18 protein-coding genes are annotated in these 16,492 nt (G+C 50.5%); 10 read left to right on the top strand and 8 right to left on the bottom strand.

Annotation, left to right across the window (positions count from 1 at the left end; genetic code table 11):
• Positions 1-20 precede the first annotated feature (20 nt).
• Entirely contained in the window at positions 21-1,064 is a 1,044-nt protein-coding gene (locus tag PsW64_RS19320; RefSeq protein WP_063304989.1) for a helix-turn-helix domain-containing protein, read from the top strand.
• On the opposite strand, the gene PsW64_RS19315 is transcribed toward PsW64_RS19320, so the two are convergent.
• From PsW64_RS19315 to PsW64_RS19305, 3 genes are all read right to left on the bottom strand, one after another.
• Entirely contained in the window at positions 1,061-1,669 is a 609-nt protein-coding gene (locus PsW64_RS19315) for a hypothetical protein (RefSeq protein WP_063304624.1), read from the bottom strand. The two genes, PsW64_RS19320 and PsW64_RS19315, sit on opposite strands and share 4 nt — an antisense overlap.
• Before the next feature lie 111 nt (positions 1,670-1,780).
• Positions 1,781-2,155, bottom strand: a complete 375-nt coding sequence (locus PsW64_RS19310; protein ID WP_342633536.1) for an acyl-CoA thioesterase — start codon at positions 2,153-2,155, stop codon at positions 1,781-1,783.
• Between the two features lie 70 nt (positions 2,156-2,225).
• Positions 2,226-2,591 (bottom strand): STAS/SEC14 domain-containing protein, encoded by a 366-nt coding sequence (locus tag PsW64_RS19305; RefSeq protein ID WP_063304622.1) that lies wholly within the window; start codon positions 2,589-2,591, stop codon positions 2,226-2,228.
• A 270-nt stretch (positions 2,592-2,861) separates the two neighbouring features.
• Between PsW64_RS19305 and PsW64_RS19300 the strand changes: the two genes are divergently transcribed.
• The 8 genes from PsW64_RS19300 to PsW64_RS19265 all read left to right on the top strand — a co-directional run bounded on the left by PsW64_RS19300 (position 2,862) and on the right by PsW64_RS19265 (position 8,083).
• A complete protein-coding gene (locus tag PsW64_RS19300) occupies positions 2,862-3,104 on the top strand; it encodes an SHOCT domain-containing protein (protein WP_063304621.1) in 243 nt (80 codons plus the stop codon).
• 676 nt (positions 3,105-3,780) lie between these two features.
• Positions 3,781-4,389, top strand: a complete 609-nt coding sequence (locus tag PsW64_RS19295) for a sulfite oxidase heme-binding subunit YedZ (RefSeq protein ID WP_063304988.1) — start codon at positions 3,781-3,783, stop codon at positions 4,387-4,389.
• 127 nt (positions 4,390-4,516) lie between these two features.
• Positions 4,517-5,119, top strand: coding sequence for a peroxidase-related enzyme (locus PsW64_RS19290; protein WP_063304620.1), 603 nt, complete (start codon positions 4,517-4,519; stop codon positions 5,117-5,119).
• A gap of 130 nt (positions 5,120-5,249) precedes the next feature.
• A complete protein-coding gene (locus PsW64_RS19285; protein ID WP_063293012.1) occupies positions 5,250-5,576 on the top strand; it encodes an ArsR/SmtB family transcription factor in 327 nt (108 codons plus the stop codon).
• 45 nt (positions 5,577-5,621) lie between these two features.
• The gene (arsB, locus tag PsW64_RS19280) at positions 5,622-6,671 is read left to right on the top strand and encodes an ACR3 family arsenite efflux transporter (RefSeq protein ID WP_063304619.1); all 1,050 of its coding nucleotides are present in this window, start codon (positions 5,622-5,624) and stop codon (positions 6,669-6,671) included.
• A gap of 105 nt (positions 6,672-6,776) precedes the next feature.
• Entirely contained in the window at positions 6,777-7,286 is a 510-nt protein-coding gene (locus PsW64_RS19275; RefSeq protein ID WP_063304618.1) for an NUDIX hydrolase, read from the top strand.
• Between the two features lie 49 nt (positions 7,287-7,335).
• The gene (locus PsW64_RS19270; protein ID WP_063304617.1) at positions 7,336-7,572 is read left to right on the top strand and encodes a phosphoglycerate mutase family protein; all 237 of its coding nucleotides are present in this window, start codon (positions 7,336-7,338) and stop codon (positions 7,570-7,572) included.
• Positions 7,565-8,083 (top strand): GrpB family protein, encoded by a 519-nt coding sequence (locus PsW64_RS19265; RefSeq protein WP_063304616.1) that lies wholly within the window; start codon positions 7,565-7,567, stop codon positions 8,081-8,083. The genes PsW64_RS19270 and PsW64_RS19265 overlap by 8 nt, the downstream gene beginning before the upstream one ends.
• A 105-nt stretch (positions 8,084-8,188) precedes the next feature.
• On the opposite strand, the gene repC is transcribed toward PsW64_RS19265, so the two are convergent.
• From repC to repA, 3 genes are all read right to left on the bottom strand, one after another.
• Positions 8,189-9,490 (bottom strand): plasmid replication protein RepC, encoded by a 1,302-nt coding sequence (gene repC, locus PsW64_RS19260; RefSeq protein WP_063304615.1) that lies wholly within the window; start codon positions 9,488-9,490, stop codon positions 8,189-8,191.
• Positions 9,491-9,744: 254 nt separating this feature from the next.
• Positions 9,745-10,818 (bottom strand): plasmid partitioning protein RepB, encoded by a 1,074-nt coding sequence (repB, locus tag PsW64_RS19255; protein ID WP_063304614.1) that lies wholly within the window; start codon positions 10,816-10,818, stop codon positions 9,745-9,747.
• Positions 10,815-12,035 carry a plasmid partitioning protein RepA gene (repA, locus tag PsW64_RS19250; RefSeq protein WP_063287827.1) on the bottom strand — a complete coding sequence of 407 codons (1,221 nt, stop codon included), beginning with the start codon at positions 12,033-12,035 and terminating at the stop codon, positions 10,815-10,817. The genes repB and repA overlap by 4 nt, the downstream gene beginning before the upstream one ends.
• An 846-nt stretch (positions 12,036-12,881) precedes the next feature.
• Between repA and PsW64_RS19245 the strand changes: the two genes are divergently transcribed.
• Complete coding sequence (locus tag PsW64_RS19245; protein WP_208989126.1) at positions 12,882-13,589, top strand: GntR family transcriptional regulator; 708 nt, start codon at positions 12,882-12,884, stop codon at positions 13,587-13,589.
• 120 nt (positions 13,590-13,709) lie between these two features.
• Here the strand turns inward: PsW64_RS19245 and PsW64_RS19240 are convergent, their stop codons facing one another.
• Together PsW64_RS19240 and gshA are read right to left on the bottom strand one after the other, a co-directional pair.
• Positions 13,710-14,240, bottom strand: a complete 531-nt coding sequence (locus PsW64_RS19240) for a GNAT family N-acetyltransferase (protein ID WP_082831163.1) — start codon at positions 14,238-14,240, stop codon at positions 13,710-13,712.
• Positions 14,222-15,826 (bottom strand): glutamate--cysteine ligase, encoded by a 1,605-nt coding sequence (gene gshA, locus PsW64_RS19235; RefSeq protein WP_063304613.1) that lies wholly within the window; start codon positions 15,824-15,826, stop codon positions 14,222-14,224. Before gshA ends, PsW64_RS19240 begins: the two co-directional genes overlap by 19 nt.
• Positions 15,827-16,492: the final 666 nt, after the last annotated feature.

Here is a 16,492-nt window from a genome sequence, read left to right as displayed (position 1 = left end):
CTGCAATTGGAGTTGGCGCGTTGCCGAGCTTACCCCTTCCCTTTTTTACTGCCCTGTTTTTGTGTTTCATCCTGTTGCGCCTCATGGTCGGGTATGGACGAAAAATACCGTCGCTGCTCGTAGCGACTATCAGCCTTTATGCAATTCAATCTGTCCTACTCGGTATCAAATGGGGGATGGGTGGGCTCCCCCTCTGGTCGCTCATAGGACTAGCGTTGTTATTGCCACCCGCGACCTGGCTCTCATTCCTTCAACTCACTGATCGCCTTTCGAAGAAAGCTGTTGGCTGGACGATTGGTGCGACAGCTGCAACTCTTAGCTCTCTCACTCTGGCACCCGGCTTCAACGCTCCGGTGCTGGTTGATCTTACAAGTGTTGTTGTCTATCTCGGCTACGGACTGTTGTTCTTCCGGTCTGCAACGACCAGGCAGTGGGAATGGGCCAGTCATCTGCCCATCGATCAAATGCTCCCGGCACGCCAGACCCAGCTGATCGCAGGCGCTATTTTCTCAACTTCCGCACTTGTTGATCTCGTCGTAGCAGCGGACTTTGCCGTGAACAAGGGGACCAATGCAGCTACCATCGTTGGCACTGCAAACCTCTTCATGCTGCTTGCACTGGTCACAATCGCTGTTCTGTTTACTCGCAAACCTGCGGCTACACCACAGTTGCCAGAACCTGAAACAACGACCGCATCAGCCTCCGAGGAACAGATTGTGCTGGTCGAAGCTCTCGATCAACTCATGCAGAACGAGCATCTGTACCGGGATGAAAACCTCTCCCTCGATAGGTTGGCTCGCAAACTCCGTGTCCCGGCGCGCCAAATTTCGACAGCTGTCAACACAGTGCGTGAGATCAACCTGCCGCAATACACCAATGGGTTCCGAGTGGCTGAAGCCTGTCTTCTGTTAGAGACAACGGACAAGCCCATCACCACGATCATTTACGATGTTGGCTTTACAACGAAGTCCAACTTCAATCGCGAGTTCCAACGTGTCACAGGCAAGAGCCCGAGTGTATGGCGGAAGGAGAGCCGGACCGCGCAGAGTGTGGAGACGGCCTAAAAGATCTCTAGCAGAATGCTCGTGGCGTGCTTCCACCCCTTCGCCAAATTGATGCTGGACACGAGTTTCTCAACATTGATGCGGATGTTTTCCTTTGGAACATCTGCATCAAATTTCAGATAGACCGCAGCCATCTCTCCAACCAAATCGAAGCGCGAAACACTCCCGTCGAAATAGATGACAGACTTCTCTGAGGTGATCGCGAAGTCCTTAAACCGCCCCACAAAGTCACCTGCCAATCTGTCCATCTTAACGCTGATGTTCATCGAACTCGGCAGCCTGAGCGTCGCCGCCGGATCGCACCAACCAAGCCTCCAGGACCCGCGTCTTTCAAACTTAATGGTCATAAGACCGTCTTCATTCTTGGATGTTGTAGCGGTTAGAGAGCAACCTCTTGCATCGCTTGTATCAAGCTTGATGTCGCTTGAAATGCTATTGCCTCCGACGATGCGCAGACCCAGATTGCTTCCTGAGATCTCGATTGAATGCACCCCTTCAGGGCTGAGTGTCTCAGAGGTTTCCATGCCTGATGAGAATGTCGCGTAAGCCGCAATCGCTATTACGCCAATCGCAATAAGGGCTTTGGTGCTGTGCTTTGCTGCCATTTGATAACTCCATGGTTTGTCTGTTTGACCATGGGAGTTTGGCGAATTGCCTGCGACCTAGAACGCGATTTAGGACCAGAGTAGCCTTCCTGAAACGCGATGGAGGACTTACTAAGCCTCGATGAGAAGCGCTGAAGCCGCCGCCCGCACATCTGGCGGAAACGGGCACGCATGACGGGCTTCCCTATCCAGATGCGCGCATATCAGTTCAGTGGTCGCAATCAATTTTTGCGTTTCGGCATTATGCATTTCATGGAGGATATAGAGCGTTTTTTCATGAATGTCCGTCACCCCGGATCGACACACAAGCAAGTCTCCCGCCAGCGCTTCGGAATGGTATTTAGTGGTTTGCTGAACGGCAGCCATACCCCTGTTGTACTCTCGAAAATAGGTAGCGCTTAGCCCGGCTTGTGAGAACAGATGCCAGTTGGCCTCATCGAATTTCTCGGTGTACCACTGAACATTCATGTGTCCCATATGGTCCAACTGGTAGGGGTAAACTACACCGCGATAGGTCTCTATCAACGCTCTATTCTCACCTCCCGAAGGGCTCTAATTATTCTCTGACCCATTCCCAGGCCTTGTCGAGATTTGCCATATCGAAGTGCTCTTCACCTATTCCAAGCATGGCTGCAAACGGACTATCAATCGCGACGAGCCACTCCCAAATCTTCCGATCAGAGACAATTGCAATGCGATGAAAGCTCTTGATGTGGGTCATCGCCCACTTCAAATCTTCGTAGCCAGCATCAATGCCCCACTTCGCTTGATCGTTCAAAATCACCAGCACACTGACATTTGCATGTTTGTCGAGGACGTTCTCAACCTGCGAAATCAGCTCCATTTCTTCGTTAAGATCGACCTTTCCATCCACCTCAAAACCGAGGATGTTCTCCGAACTTTCTGGGAGTTTTTTGACCATTCTGGCACCTCTTTTTCCTGTCAGTATGCTACCTGAACCACGCCTTCCATCCTGTTTCATTCCATGGATAGTTTCGACGTAAATTCGAAATCTCTTGCCAATTAGAAAAGTTGACAGCTGTCCACTTTTATAAAAGTGTAACCGTATTCCGCAGGTCAAGCGGTTGAGACAGTTGATTACAAATGTAATTTGAAAGCTGTGCCGGTACTCCCCATTCTAGTGATGTCTAATAAATATCCCAAGGAGACCACCATGTTTCATTAAGCAGGAATGCATGGATTTCACTTTTTCCCATTCCCAATCACTCTAATTCTCTTGCTCATCATCGGCTTTTTAATCGCCCGGTCCTACGGTTATTTCGGAGGTTCAAACAGCGCTCGCAAGGTTGAACCTGAAGAGCCAAAGTCCCAAACCTCAGAAGCTCTGGACATACTCAGCAGACGTTTTGCGACTGGTGAAATCGATGAGGAAGAGTTCCAGAAACGTTCTCAGGTTCTGCGTTTGAACCTGTAACTTCCCCTCAACATCGGCACTCTGCTCGGGCAACCTGAGTGCCGATTTTCCTTCCAGAGCAATGTTGTCAGTTGGCAACTCACACGTACACAGCTCTGAAGACCCGTCCGTTTTTGGTAGGTCAAAAACCTGCACATCTCGCTCAAAGCCGATAAAACCGAGTATCAATCCGATGCTTTGAGGCCCAGTTTTCCTCTCATTCTATCCAAGCCAACATTCGCAGCACACAACTCACTCAACAGTCTGTCGCAGATTTTCGGCGGGTTTCTTTTCAGAGGCCCCAGCTGTTCCTGCTGTTTGCAACCACGTTTGCATCAAAAACAACGCAACTCTTGTTAAAGTGTAATAGAGGAAGCCTTTCGCTAAACACATGCAGAAAAGGACAGTTTGCAGGCCATTGTCGGCGCCTCATAAATTATCTAATGCCTCCAATATGTTGGGCCATAACTTAACCGACACCACGAAGCAGCTAGATCTCTAATCCAACCAAGTTCCACGACATTTTGTTACATCTGATTTCTTGCGGAAAAGTCAGAGCTGATCCAGTGTTTGGACAAGGTTGAACGCGAACTCCGCAGTCGCAATCGGCCGCACACTGCTGACTTCCCACGTACCCCAACACCGCGAAATCAGCAGTGTGCACCTTATAACTCAGTGCAAACTCATCCGGGCGACCATGTTTTACCTTCGAGCAATTTGGAACTCACCATTTACCTTCTGGTCTATCCTTGCGCTCCCGGGGCTCGCTATCATCGGAGAGCTTCTCCGTGAAAGCGACAAGGTGGAGCACCTTCTCCTTCCAACTGGAGAGTTTGCCGCTCGTTTTCTGATCATAAGCCTCATGATCACGCCGCTGATGTTCCTGACAAACGGTCAACATTGGGTACGTTGGCTGATGGCACGGCGGCGGTATATTGGCGTAGCTGCAGCCTGCTATTCAGCTCTGCACGTTGCTATCTACCTGCTGGATAAGGGATCTCTTGGCCCTATCCTGCAAGACCTCGTCAAAATCGGGATCTGGACTGGATGGCTGGCTTCTCTCATTTTCATTCCGCTCACAGTCACCAGCAATGATTGGTTCATCGCTCAGCTCGGGTCCAGATGGAAGAACCTTCAGAAACTTGCTTACGCAGCAGCAGTCCTCGTGTTCGCCCATTGGGTCCTGGTAGACTACAAATTTGGGCCAGCACTAGTGCATTTCACACCGCTTCTACTCCTAGAGCTCTACAGATATGTGCACGTCACCAATAAACGAAAAGAGCGTAAGCTCTCCGCCCACGCTTAAATCCCAAGCAAGCCTTCCAACTAAGCCCGCCTCTTCCCAAAGGCGGGCTTTTCTTTGCTCTCCTTTTGTAGTGAGGACAGTTCCTTCAATCACAGTTAAGCTGCTGAAATGGAGGAGGGACCATATAATGACTACAACCGATTTTCAGAAAATAGAGAGCACAAGCCTTACGCATCCGACTGCCTTGAAGCTTAGCCTGCCGGATCCATTACCTGATGATATTCAGGAGCTTTTTGGGAAATGTCAGAGCAAACTCGGGTTGATCCCAAACGTGCTGATTGCCTTTGCACACCGACCAGAGAAGCTCAGGGCGTTTTCTCAGATGTACAATGAGCTCATGCTCGGGGATTCCGGCATTTCTAAGCTGGAACGAGAGATGATTGCTGTCACCGTTTCGTCGATCAATTCCTGCTGGTATTGTCAGGTTGCCCATGGCGCTGCTGTTCGGGAGTATTCCAACAAGCCGGAACTGGGTGAAGCTATGGTGATGAACTATCGCTATGCCGATTTGACTGACAAGCAGCGCGTGATGCTCGACTTTTCTACAAAGATTGCGAAGACGTCCTCTGAGATTGTTGAGGGTGACCGGCAAGGCCTTCGGGATGTTGGCTTCTCGGAAGAAGATATCTGGGACATTTGCGAAGTCGCGGCCTTTTTCTCCATGTCCAACCGCATGGCCTCTGCAACAGGCATGCAGCCCAACCCAGAGTATCACTCCGCAGCACGATAGTCTGAGCAGGGGAGGGGAGTTTCAGCTGTCAACTCAGCTTCAAAAAAGTTGACAGCTGTCAACACAGAAAGGCCTTGCCAGTGAATGAGGAGAGGAGTATATCGTGTATCGACGATATACGGAATCAACGATGACAGAAAACACCTGCGTTACGGAATTTGCACCTGCCTCTTTGAATGAAGCAGAAGAAGAAAAGCTCGCCGTCCAGGCCAAAGCCCTGGCACATCCAGCGCGTGTCCGCTTACTGAAGATTATGGCTGCTCAACCCGGCTGCGTCGGTGGTGATCTCGTGAACTCTATCGGTCTGGCGCAATCCACTGTATCCGAGCATCTTCGGATCTTAAAGGATGCAGGCTTCATACTGGCGGAAGTACAGCGCCCGCGCATTTGTTATTCAGTCAATCGGTCTGAGTTGAAGAACTTCAACTTCCTCTTTGAGAGCAGCTTCAAGCTCTAAAATTTGTCGAAATTCATCGTCTATCGACGATAGGCAGGAGAAATCATGGGAAATTTTGAACGCTACCTCTCAGTCTGGGTAGGTCTTGCAATGGCACTGGGGGTAGGGGCCGGCCTCCTTCAACCTGGCCTTTTTCAGATCATCGGTGACTTGCAGGTCGGCGGGATCAATCTGGTCATCGCGGTTCTGATCTGGCTTATGATCTATCCAATGATGGTGCAGGTCGAGTTCACCGAGGTTCGCAATTGCTTTGTGAAACCTAAGGGACTCATCGTAACACTAGCTATGAACTGGCTGGTGAAACCCTTCACCATGGCAGCTCTGGCCGTGCTGTTCATGCGCCATATCTTTGCGCCGTTCATTCCAGCAGATCTGGCGGATCAATACATCGCAGGCATGATCTTGCTTGGCGTTGCTCCTTGCACCGCGATGGTGTTTGTCTGGTCTTATCTAACAAAGGGCAATGCCAGTTATACGGTCGCGCAGGTTGCGACCAATGACTTGATTATGATCTTCGCTTTCGCACCGATCGCTGCGTTTTTGCTGGATGTCTCAAACATCATTGTCCCATGGGATGTACTGCTGGTTTCAACCGCACTGTTCGTTGCATTGCCACTGGGGGCAGGGTGGTTGACCCGCCTCGGCCTCAAAGACAAAGAACACCTTTCTTCATTCAGTGCAGGGATGAAACCATTCTCGATTGCAGGCCTGGTGGGCACGGTGTTCTTGCTGTTTGGTCTTCAGGCCGACAACATTATTTCATCACCAGCAGACATCGTTCTCATCGCGATTCCGCTTCTCATCCAAACTGTCCTGATTTTCTTCGTCACGTATTTCTGGATGCGGAAGTGGCGCCAGCCGCACAATGTTGCAGCGCCCGGCGCGATGATCGGTGCGTCGAACTTCTTTGAGTTGGCCGTCGCTGTTGCAATTAGTCTGTTCGGCGTCACCTCCGGAGCAGCTTTGGCAACCATCGTTGGTGTACTGGTTGAGGTGCCGGTGATGTTAGTGCTGGTTTCTTATGCCAACCGGACTCGCGGTCAGTTCTCTAAAGACGATCAGGTCCCGGCTTCAACAGCCCATTCCAAAACTTAAGCGTGAGGGCAGGGGAGTGATCTCCTGCCGTTCGTCTCTCTTGGTTTTTCGTTCTTCTCTGAGTATGCTCATGGTCTATTGCACCAGTTATTTTATGAGCAACTTATGACCCCCAACAATATTCCCGTTCTCAGCAACGGCGTTTCCATTTTTCTTCTCGACCTGAATGCAGAGGAGCCGCAGGTCTTGCTTATGCGCCGCGCTGATACTTTGCTCGGGGCCTGGTGTCAGGTCGCAGGCAAGGTTGAACCAAACGAGACCGGCTGGGAAGCAGCATTACGAGAGGTGAAAGAGGAAACCGGTTTGGTCCTCACCGAACTCTGGTCTGCTGATCTGTGTGAAGAATTTTATGTTCCGGAAAAAAACATCATCCAAAAACTGCCAGTGTTCGTGAGCTTTGTTTCCAGCGAAACGCCAATCACCATCAACGAAGAACACGATGCCTATCAATGGTTTTCGTTTGATGATGCCATGGAGCTCTTCAGCTTTCCCGGCCAGCGCCGCGTTCTTGAATATCTCCATGCCGAGTTCGTAACACGCAAAGCAAGCCCACATCTTCGGATCGAGTTACCGACACAGCAGAATGAGGACGCCAGCGAAGTTTTGAGCTCCTGACACTCTACATTCTCTATTCATGGAAGTGCCGGAACTCTGGTGGTATTGAATGTTGAACGAACTCATTCTTCTGAGACACGGTGAAAGTGAGCACATGCTGAAAGGTGTTGTGGGAGGTTGGACAAATTCGACACTTACACCTCACGGCATCACTCAAGCGAAGCAAACTGCGGAATGGATAACTGAGAAAACCGGAAATGAGTTTACTAAAGTCCAGCAATTGCGTGAGTTGAACAACGGCGTGGCAAACGGCCTCTCAAAAACTGAAGCTCAAAAGCATGGTTGATTACGTAGTTCCCTATGACCCCAAATGGAAAAATGACTTCTGCCATGAGGCTTCTTTGATCAAGGAGGGGCTAGGCAGAACTGACATTGAACTTCATCATATTGGCAGCACCTCAGTGGAGGGTATCCTTGCCAAACCAATCATTGACTTATTAGGCGTTGTATCTGATGTGCATGCGCTCGATACAAAGAGCAACGTATTCGAAGGTCTCGGATATGAGATCATGGGTGCGTATGGTATTGATGGCAGACGGTATTTTCGAAAGATGGATGGGTCGGGGAAACGAACACATCATCTACATGTCTATGAAACAGGATCGCCCTACATTGAGCGGCACCTTGCATTTCGTGACTACCTGATCGCTCATCCAAGCAAGGCGGCTGAATATTCCAATTTAAAGGCGATGCTAACATCAGCGGATACCGTTACATGGGATTCCTATTTGGACGGTAAAGAGCCCTTCATTCTCGCCACCGAGCAAGAAGCACTCGAATGGTTCAGATCGATATGAACTCGCGTTAATCTCCTGTTTCTCGCCCAGTCAGTAAGCGCGCACACCAACACCACACTTGCGGATCCATCTACCCCATCCGCAAGAAACCGGCATTGCAGATCCTTACCCCAGAGCCAGCCCATAAAGCGACTTGTGCAGGGCGAGTTTTCCGTCCTTGGCGCGGTCAACACAGGCGCGGAAGTAACCCGCCGGTCGCGAAATGCCTTCAGGATCGCGCAGGGTTTTTTCAACCGTCACCACCAGAACCGCCGCAGCCATTTTTTCGCCCAGTGTCACAACCGCTTGTTTCCAGCCATCTTCGGAAAGGCCAATCGCCAAACGAAGCTGCTCGCCAGACTGCGCAAGCTCGAACCAGCTTGAAAACTGCATGCCCAGCATTTCCTGGGTTTCCGTTGTTGCACTATCAATCAAACCAATGGAAATAGCAGATAAATGCTCACTTAAACCGTTATCTAACTGACCAGATTGCCGAGATTGCAATTGAGCTGGAGCGTTGGATTTGGCAGAGAATCTGCTTGATTGGTCTTTTTCAAGAGCAATCTTCGAAGCTTCGTTAGAAGCGGAGTTGGTATTTGAGTAGCCATCGTTAGATGGCTGCCGTATTTTACCATTTATATGAGTTCGATGGGTTGTAATATTATAAGGGGTGACATCCATGTCATGGTCGCCTGACATTTTGGCATATTCATTGATATCTGAGGCAGTTTGCTCGTCGCTAGTTTTGTCTTCCGCAAGCTCTTTCACAACCAGTTCATAGAGTTTTGAGACCTTGTCTGCCCGCTCAAGAAGCAGCATTTGCGTTTCCATAATGGCAGAGAGTTCTTCCAGGAACACGGTACAATCCACGCCTTCACTTTGGCCGGTCCGACAAGCGTCAACGATTGCGCGAGACAGCCGATTAACAGTCCGCTTTGCTTCCTGCTCTGCCCGCACCCGTGCCTGAAACTCTTCCCCAATCCGTTTGATCTCATCAATCCGCTGGCGTGCTGGCGAAAAGTCAAAACCATATCCACGGTCAATCTCACCACTTGCACCATTGCGGTAGATAAAACGACGGCCTGTTGAACTGTCGCGGTATGCCAGTATGCCCACCTCAACCAGTCGCTTAAGTGCACGGATCACGGTGCGCGTGGAGCGGCACACGTATTCAGCCAACTTGTCATTGGAGATCGCGACCAGCGGACGGCGGTCCTGTTTCCAGTCATCTGCCCGTGTCAGGCCGATCAGAATATCGAGAATATGGTAGGCGGTACCATCGATCCCCAGAGCAGGGGCCGCCTTTTTTAACGTGATCGCCACCTCGGCTTTTGTTGTTTTGACGATGTCATTCGCCATTGCCAGTCGCTGGCTTTCCAACATGCCGGGTGTCATTTTGCGAAAGGACGCAACACCGGTGCTTTGCATAGCTAACCCATTCACCGAGGGAAGACCCAAGGTGTTATCCAAGTAAGATTGGGGATTGAGCGCCCGAAAAAGCAAAAATGCGCCACAAAGGGTTTCAAGAAAGCATTGCTGACTTGATTCGCACCGCGCGTTCGTCGTAGGATGATCGTGCTAAAGATGGTCCTCGACGAGTGCTCTTCACTCTCTTGGGCGACGATTTTGGGGCCTTGCTGATTGCCGTCAGCAGGGCCTTTCGTCATTCAGGGGTTACACCATCAGGCATCCTCCCCCTTCGTGTCTTCAAATTTGGCAATCAGGCCCGGCAGCTCTTTCAGCAAGAAGGAGCCAAAGTCACTCTGCGTTTTGCTATCAACGGAGAAGACGGTCGCTTTGCCAGTGTGCTTGACGAGCACATGCTTGTTTCCAAGCCATTCAGAAGATTTGGCGGCGCGGGTATGTGCTGCAACAGCAATCTCACCAGAAGAGGACGCAGAACCTGCCTCCATCTCGCTTGGCGTTTCCTGCAGCAGCTGCAACACTTCGCTAAACCTCTCATCGCTGTGCAGCTCTGTGAATGAATCCAGTGCAAACAGCGAGACAATCGCTTTTTCGTGGTTTGGCGCCAGTTGGCCCTCGTGGAAGAAACTTGCCATCTCTTCCCAACGTGGCCGTCCGATTTTTGGGGCAGGCCCAATCACACGCAAAAACTCCTCAGGCATGGTTGCCGCCAGCTTGCGGAGTTTGGAAACGAGAGACTTGTCTTTGCCAATGGCTTTGACAATGAGCGTCTGCGGATAATCTTGCGCAAGGCGGAAAACAAACAGGCAGGTTTCAATGAAACTCAGGTCTTTCCGTTCGTGATTTTCCTGGCCTTGAGCCACCAACAATTCTTCATCAGAGAGCGGCTTGATGACACCGCGGACGGGCTTGCCCAAAGCGCGGCAGGCTTTCCAACGACGGTGACCATAAGCAATCTGGTAGATGCCATCTTCATCTGGCGCAGGACGCACCAGAATTGGCACTTGCTGTCCGGTCTCGGCAATAGACTCTTTGAGCGCCTCAAATGCCGGATCAAACGCAACTTCCATACGGTCCGCAACAAAGGAGGGTTGAACCTGTTCCGGGTTCAGCTCCACCACATTGTCGGAGGTCGCCATTTGCGTGTTCAGCGTTTTCAACTCTTCACGCAGTTTGTCGCGTTCGTCCTTGATCAGGTTGATCTCGGCTGCGCCAATAGCACCGGACGACAAACGGGGGCGCGGCGCTGTTGCATCTGCAACCATGCCTGCCATACCGCCGCCTGAAAACAGCGTGTCTAATGCGTTTTTCCGGTCCTTAGCTTTGTTCATAGTGTTCGACCCCAAGAGCTGCGGAGAAGATCTTCAATTTCACGGTTTACCGAATCCATGGATTCAAGCGCACGCTTAAGCGTTTCGCGGCCAATGGCGCCCGGTTCCAGTTCGTAAAGCGATTTCTTTTCAAGGCCCGCATTGGCAACCGCGGTGGATTCTAAAGCTGGCGATGTCAGCACATCCTCGCCAAAGAGGGCACGTAACAAGCCAACCACACGGGTTTGCGGGCTGTCATTCGGATTGTGACGGGTCACGAGGAACCGCATCCAATCCAGATTCATTTCGCCGCCATTGTTCTCAATCACGGCCATCAGGTCAGAACTCATGCCGAGGAACTGGTTACAGCTTGCAAGGTCCAGCATCTGCGGGTGCAGCGTGATGAGCAATCCGGTGGATGCAAACAGCGCGCCCAGAGTGAGGAAGCCAAGCTGTGGCGGACAATCGATCACAACAACATCGTAGCGATCATCAACTTCGTTCAGAACGTTGCGGATGCGGCGGAAGAAGATGTTTTCGCCAGTAGACGCACCAGAAGCGATCGCAGTTGGAACGATGTGTTCGAACTCAGCCAGCTCAAGGTTGGCCGGAACCAGATCCAGATTGTCAAAATAGGTCGGGCGGATCACGTCACCCAGTGTCCGGCGGCCTTCATCATAACGCAGAGCACCAAACAAGGTGCAGTTTGGCTCAACATCAAACTCAGGCTGCACACCAAACATCGCAGAAAGCGAGGCTTGCGGATCAAGATCAATCGCGAGCACACGGTAGCCGCGCAGAGCCAGATAATGGGCAAGATGCGTGCTGGTGGTTGTCTTTGCGGAGCCGCCTTTAAAGTTGGCGCACGCAATCACCTGCAGCTTTTCACCGTCGCGACGGCGCGGCAGGATGTTAACGGCTTCATCGCCTTTTTTACGGGCGGCAAGCACTTCACGGATTGCGTTGATCTGCTGCAACGTGTAACTGCGGCGGCCATTGGCAAGACGGGTCGGCGTCGGGCCTTCTCCGTCCAGATCCAGCTGGCGAATGGTGCTTTCAGAAACACCGATAAGACGGGCGACATCGACAGAAGAGAACGAGCGCAGCAATTTATGCGCTTCAGGCGGATAAAGTTCTTGTCTTAACCGGTGCAGCTGGCCAGAAAGGAGCTGCGAATAACGGGAGATCTTCTCAGACGGAGTTTCCTCACGCAAAAGAGTGTTGTTGCCGTATTCCACTTCGCTTAGCCCTCAAACGGTTCTAGTCATCTACAAACGGAAAGTGCGCCCATATGGCCCGTGTTTGCGTCGAAAGGGTAACCAACCTGTAGTTCAGTTCAATCCCTTTTTGGTTAATCCTCATTAACACTTATGATCATCGCCTCTCTGAGAGGCATAATATCTATTATTTTCAATCAGTTATGCAGTTTCAAAAACTCAAAAACGAGGCGTGCATAAAATCGACAAAACAACCGATCCATTTCTCCAGAAACATATTCATGCGTCAGCTCGCTCCGACTCAATCATCCAGCTCCTGATTCTCACGCTTCCTCACTGAGCAATAACACTGCGTGAGACAGGGGGGATAAGTTTTCTGAAACACCAGAGATAAGCTGATCAATTCATCGCGTATTGGGGGGGAGATATTTTGCGATCTATAAGTGATTTCCACTTTGAGCGTTGCTAATAGTTTCTGCCGTTTATACGCGAAGAAGTGAGCCGGTAGAGTATAGTTGAGATTATTTTATTAAAATAGCGAATAAACTCTATTTCTGTTCATCGAACTCTAAGTAAGTCTGATTCATATGCTCAATGAATAAGACCGTATTTACACATTTTTTTAAAAATAATCGATAATTCGACGTTATTTTCCATAAAACACTCTCGTTTTATTGGAAAGTTATGTCATTCCTACGCAATTTCATTGCTTTTATAGTTCAGATATTGTTTTACAATTGATGTAATAAGAAGGCCAATTCATATTTGCAATTTAACTTGGCCGGATAACAAAACAAATGACCTAGTTTCCATACCGACGAAAAGAAACGCCAAATTGCATAGATAATAATTGTAAGGCAGATAACTTTGAAAATAGAGGATACCTTAGAAAGAGCCGTAACATCGGTCACTGCACAAAACGTCCCGTCATCCGCCTCTCTCATTGACAGGGCCTACGCGCACCTGCGGGCGGCAATTTTGTCTGGCCAGCTTGAGCCGGGCAGTAAATTGCGCATTCGCGAGATGTGCAGCACATTTGATGTTGGGCCTACACCTGTACGCGAAGCACTTTCCCGTCTGGTGTCTCAAGGACTGGTTGCCACGCAATCTCATAAGGGATTTTATATTCCAGAACTTTCGCAAAAAGAGTTTCAGGATATTATTGATCAGCGCCGCCTTCTTGAAAGCGCAACGGTGAGAACTGCCGTTGAAAAGGGCGACGCTCAGTGGCGCGAAAGCGTGCTGGATGCCTACCATGCTCTGCAGGAAATTGAGCGGACATGGCAAGCTTCACGGCGTGATTTCTGGAATGAATGGGAAGAAGCCAACCGCGTGTTTCATATGACGTTGGTTGAGGGAGCAGGCTCCAGTTGGGCAAGCCGGTTCCTGCATATGCTTCATGACCAGTGCACCCGCTACCGCGCTGCAATGCGCCGTGCCGGGTTTATTTCAGAAGGCGTTCAGGATGATCACACTCAGCTGATCAATGCTGTGCGCACTGGGGACGGTGAACTGGCCGAGCAAACGATCAAAGCACATGTTGATCGTCTACCTGCTCTTTGCATGCCATCTTAGAGCGTGTTCCGTTTGATTGGTTTCAATCAGACGACAAGAATTCGCTCCACCAAAGATATTAGAGCGCGACGCGTGAATGTTAATGAACGCGACGTGCTCTAATGACTTGATATATTGAACTTATTGTCGGTGAGAGACTTGTTCTCCCACCGCAATAGCCGGTGAGTGATCCAGAATTGCCTCTGGAGAGCGCAAACGCTGCCAGGTTTGATGAGCATCAGCCTGTGCAGTGATATCCTCGTATCCAAGCGCGCTGTAAAACTTCAACGCAGGCTGATTGATGCGGTGTACTTTCAACTCGTGCCTGCAGTCATAATTTTCCAGCAAAAACTGCAGTGCCTGTCGCCCGAACCCGCGTTTGTGGTGGGCGTAGTCTATGTACAGCGAATGCAGGAAGTGCTCTGGCGTGAAGTAGCCAATGAAGCCGATACGCTCTCCTGCATACTTCAAGACCCAGACATCCTCCCCCTCAACAAGGCTTTGAAACTGGCTGGCATCTACGAGGCTGGTGTAGTCATAGGCAAACGTACGGCTCGCCACACTCTCATAGAGCGCAGCGAGCACGTCGTGGTCGTCAGATGTGTAGGGCAGGATTTGGAGCAAGCCTTGCCTTCCGTGTTCAGGGTCAGGCTTTACTGGCCATCCAGACATTCTGGCGGCAAAACTTCCGTTTTGTTCTGCGAATCCAGGAAATGATCGAAGCTGTGGTTACTCGCCTGCGTTTCAACCTGCTCATAAGCGGCGCGGGACTGAGACACCATTGCGTCCTGGAACTTCAGACGCTCACCAGACAGCGGCATCGCTTTCAGGTGATCAGACTGGTTCTTGGAAAGATCAGCGATAAAGCCGGTGTAAGTGCCCTTCTGCTTCACGCCCTTGAGAATTTGAGCAGATGGTGTGAGCTCAGGATTGTCCAGCTTGGCCGCTTGCGCGTTCACAGCGTCTGTATGGCCTGTACCGCCGTACACTTCATCCATGATCTGAGCTGTCAGACGCATATCATCAAGAACCTGATGGCCTGCTTCACGCAGTTCCATACCACCATCGCCATAGGCTGGTAGCATCAGGTTTGGCAGACGACCCTGCCAGGCAACCATGCGCTGCTGATCGTTGAGCGCCTGCTGTTCTCCAGAGGAGATACATGGAGACGGAGCAAGGGTCATATGGGTCAGGAAGGCATTGAGGAAGTGCGCCTGCTGCTCACAAATCCCGATCGGGTTGAGCGGATTGATGTCGAGAGAGCGCAGCTCAATGTATTCTACACCACGGCGACACAGCGCAGCAATCGGGCGCTCGCCTTCCTTGGTGTTTCGCTTAGGCCGCGCAGAGCCATACAGCTCGTTTTCAAGCTGTAGCTGGTGCGTGTTGATCTGCTTGTAATCGCCTTCTTCCGCCACACCAATTTGCTCGTACTGGCGCACAGACGTTGCAAGAGCGCCGCGCAGGCCTTCAATGTAATCGCAAAGAGAGTTGTAGTGAATGTCCAGCTCACTCTGCACGACGCTGGTGTAACCCAGATCGCTCATGCGCAGAGATGTTGCATATTCGCCGAAATAAGTGTCATCACCCAGCATGGACAGGGTTGGATGCGGGGATGCCAGATAGCTTTTATCTACGGCAGGAGAAGCCCCAAACAGGTAAAGCACCAGCCAGCCATGACGCTGCAGGTTACGGATCAGGCCGAGATACCCTGCACTGCGGAAGTCCTGAAGGCTTCCGCCGGAGGTACACTGCTCATGGAACTCGTGCCAAAGGCCATCGGAGATGGAGAAGTTGTAGTGGATTCCGGAGATTGTCTGCATACGCTTGCCATAGCGATGCGCCAGTCCCTTGCGGTACAGCGTTTTGATCTGCGCCGCATTCGAGTTTCCATACTCCGCGATGCGGATCGTCTCATCACCGGCAATTTCCGGCGGCATGGACGCATTCCACAAATACTCGCCATCATCCGTCTTACGCGCTGCAAAAGCCTGCAGTTCTTTCAGAAAATCCAGGCTCTCTGCAACAGAATGCACAGCAGGTGTGATGAACTCCACCTGAGCCTCAGAAAAGTCTGTCGTGATAAATTTGTGCGTTAGCGTTTTACCCAGAGATTCCGGGTGATCACGCAATGACATAAAGCCATCTCTGCCAACACGCAGAGCTTCTTTTTCGATCCCCACGCGGAGTTCAGCAAGACCTTTTCGTACTGTGCTATTTTCCAACAGCTTCAGCGTGGCTTCACCTAATTTTGTCATTCTCGTTCCGTTAATCTGCGCAAAACGGCTATATGGGCTCAAAGTATCCTTGTGCACCTTTCGGTTCACTCTCTCATAGATACTTCCTAATTTCGTGGATGCAAGAGTACAAAACCTGTCGAATTTTCCTTAGTGTTTTATGCGCAACTTCCATCATTAATGCGTGAACCAAGTTCAATTCGAGAATAAAATTAAACTGAGAAAATGAAGAAATTACCCGTCTGACTATCAACATGCCAACAAGATGTATTCCTTAACCCGCTTCAATAATCAAAAAAAATATACTTCGGCAAAGCGCCACCTATCCACGACCTAAACTACTGATTTCACCATGTAAGCTCCAGATTATCTTCACCCGCAAAGACAGAGGACAGGAAACAGCACACTTGCATGCACCGAAATACAATCCTCTGGTTCATAAAAAAACCGAGCATTCCTAATCCGCCTTACAAAGTTCGTGTGCATTTTGAACACTCTATCTGATATTTCGAACGCCGTGCATCATGCTGCACAGCCAGAAACTTCCATTCAAACCTTACTCGGCATCTAAACTTCGCAGGCTTTAAGCTGAAGCTTTCTCAGGAAAGTCACAGTCGCTCATCCCGCATAAAACAGTCTGGTCCTTGCGAGTATTATCGAGAGTTACGGCGGGTCTGCTTGCAAAAT

This window comes from Pseudovibrio sp. W64, assembly GCF_001623145.1.
Taxonomy (GTDB): Bacteria; Pseudomonadota; Alphaproteobacteria; order Rhizobiales; family Stappiaceae; genus Pseudovibrio.
The sequence above is the reverse complement of the archived record's forward strand: the minus strand, read 5'-3'. Positions and strand labels throughout refer to the sequence as shown.

What these genes read in the sequence shown, in the direction of transcription:
- PsW64_RS19290 (WP_063304620.1), top strand. Translation starts at nt 4,517, where the DNA reads ATGACTACAACCGATTTTCAGAAAATAGAGAGCACAAGCCTTACGCAT.
- gshA (WP_063304613.1), bottom strand. Translation starts at nt 15,826, where the DNA reads ATGACAAAATTAGGTGAAGCCACGCTGAAGCTGTTGGAAAATAGCACA.
- PsW64_RS19275 (WP_063304618.1), top strand. Translation starts at nt 6,777, where the DNA reads ATGACCCCCAACAATATTCCCGTTCTCAGCAACGGCGTTTCCATTTTT.
- PsW64_RS19285 (WP_063293012.1), top strand. Translation starts at nt 5,250, where the DNA reads ATGACAGAAAACACCTGCGTTACGGAATTTGCACCTGCCTCTTTGAAT.
- PsW64_RS19270 (WP_063304617.1), top strand. Translation starts at nt 7,336, where the DNA reads ATGTTGAACGAACTCATTCTTCTGAGACACGGTGAAAGTGAGCACATG.
- PsW64_RS19295 (WP_063304988.1), top strand. Translation starts at nt 3,781, where the DNA reads ATGTTTTACCTTCGAGCAATTTGGAACTCACCATTTACCTTCTGGTCT.
- PsW64_RS19315 (WP_063304624.1), bottom strand. Translation starts at nt 1,669, where the DNA reads ATGGCAGCAAAGCACAGCACCAAAGCCCTTATTGCGATTGGCGTAATA.
- PsW64_RS19305 (WP_063304622.1), bottom strand. Translation starts at nt 2,591, where the DNA reads ATGGTCAAAAAACTCCCAGAAAGTTCGGAGAACATCCTCGGTTTTGAG.
- repB (WP_063304614.1), bottom strand. Translation starts at nt 10,818, where the DNA reads ATGAACAAAGCTAAGGACCGGAAAAACGCATTAGACACGCTGTTTTCA.
- PsW64_RS19300 (WP_063304621.1), top strand. Translation starts at nt 2,862, where the DNA reads ATGCATGGATTTCACTTTTTCCCATTCCCAATCACTCTAATTCTCTTG.
- repC (WP_063304615.1), bottom strand. Translation starts at nt 9,490, where the DNA reads ATGCAAAGCACCGGTGTTGCGTCCTTTCGCAAAATGACACCCGGCATG.
- PsW64_RS19240 (WP_082831163.1), bottom strand. Translation starts at nt 14,240, where the DNA reads ATGTCTGGATGGCCAGTAAAGCCTGACCCTGAACACGGAAGGCAAGGC.
- arsB (WP_063304619.1), top strand. Translation starts at nt 5,622, where the DNA reads ATGGGAAATTTTGAACGCTACCTCTCAGTCTGGGTAGGTCTTGCAATG.
- PsW64_RS19265 (WP_063304616.1), top strand. Translation starts at nt 7,565, where the DNA reads ATGGTTGATTACGTAGTTCCCTATGACCCCAAATGGAAAAATGACTTC.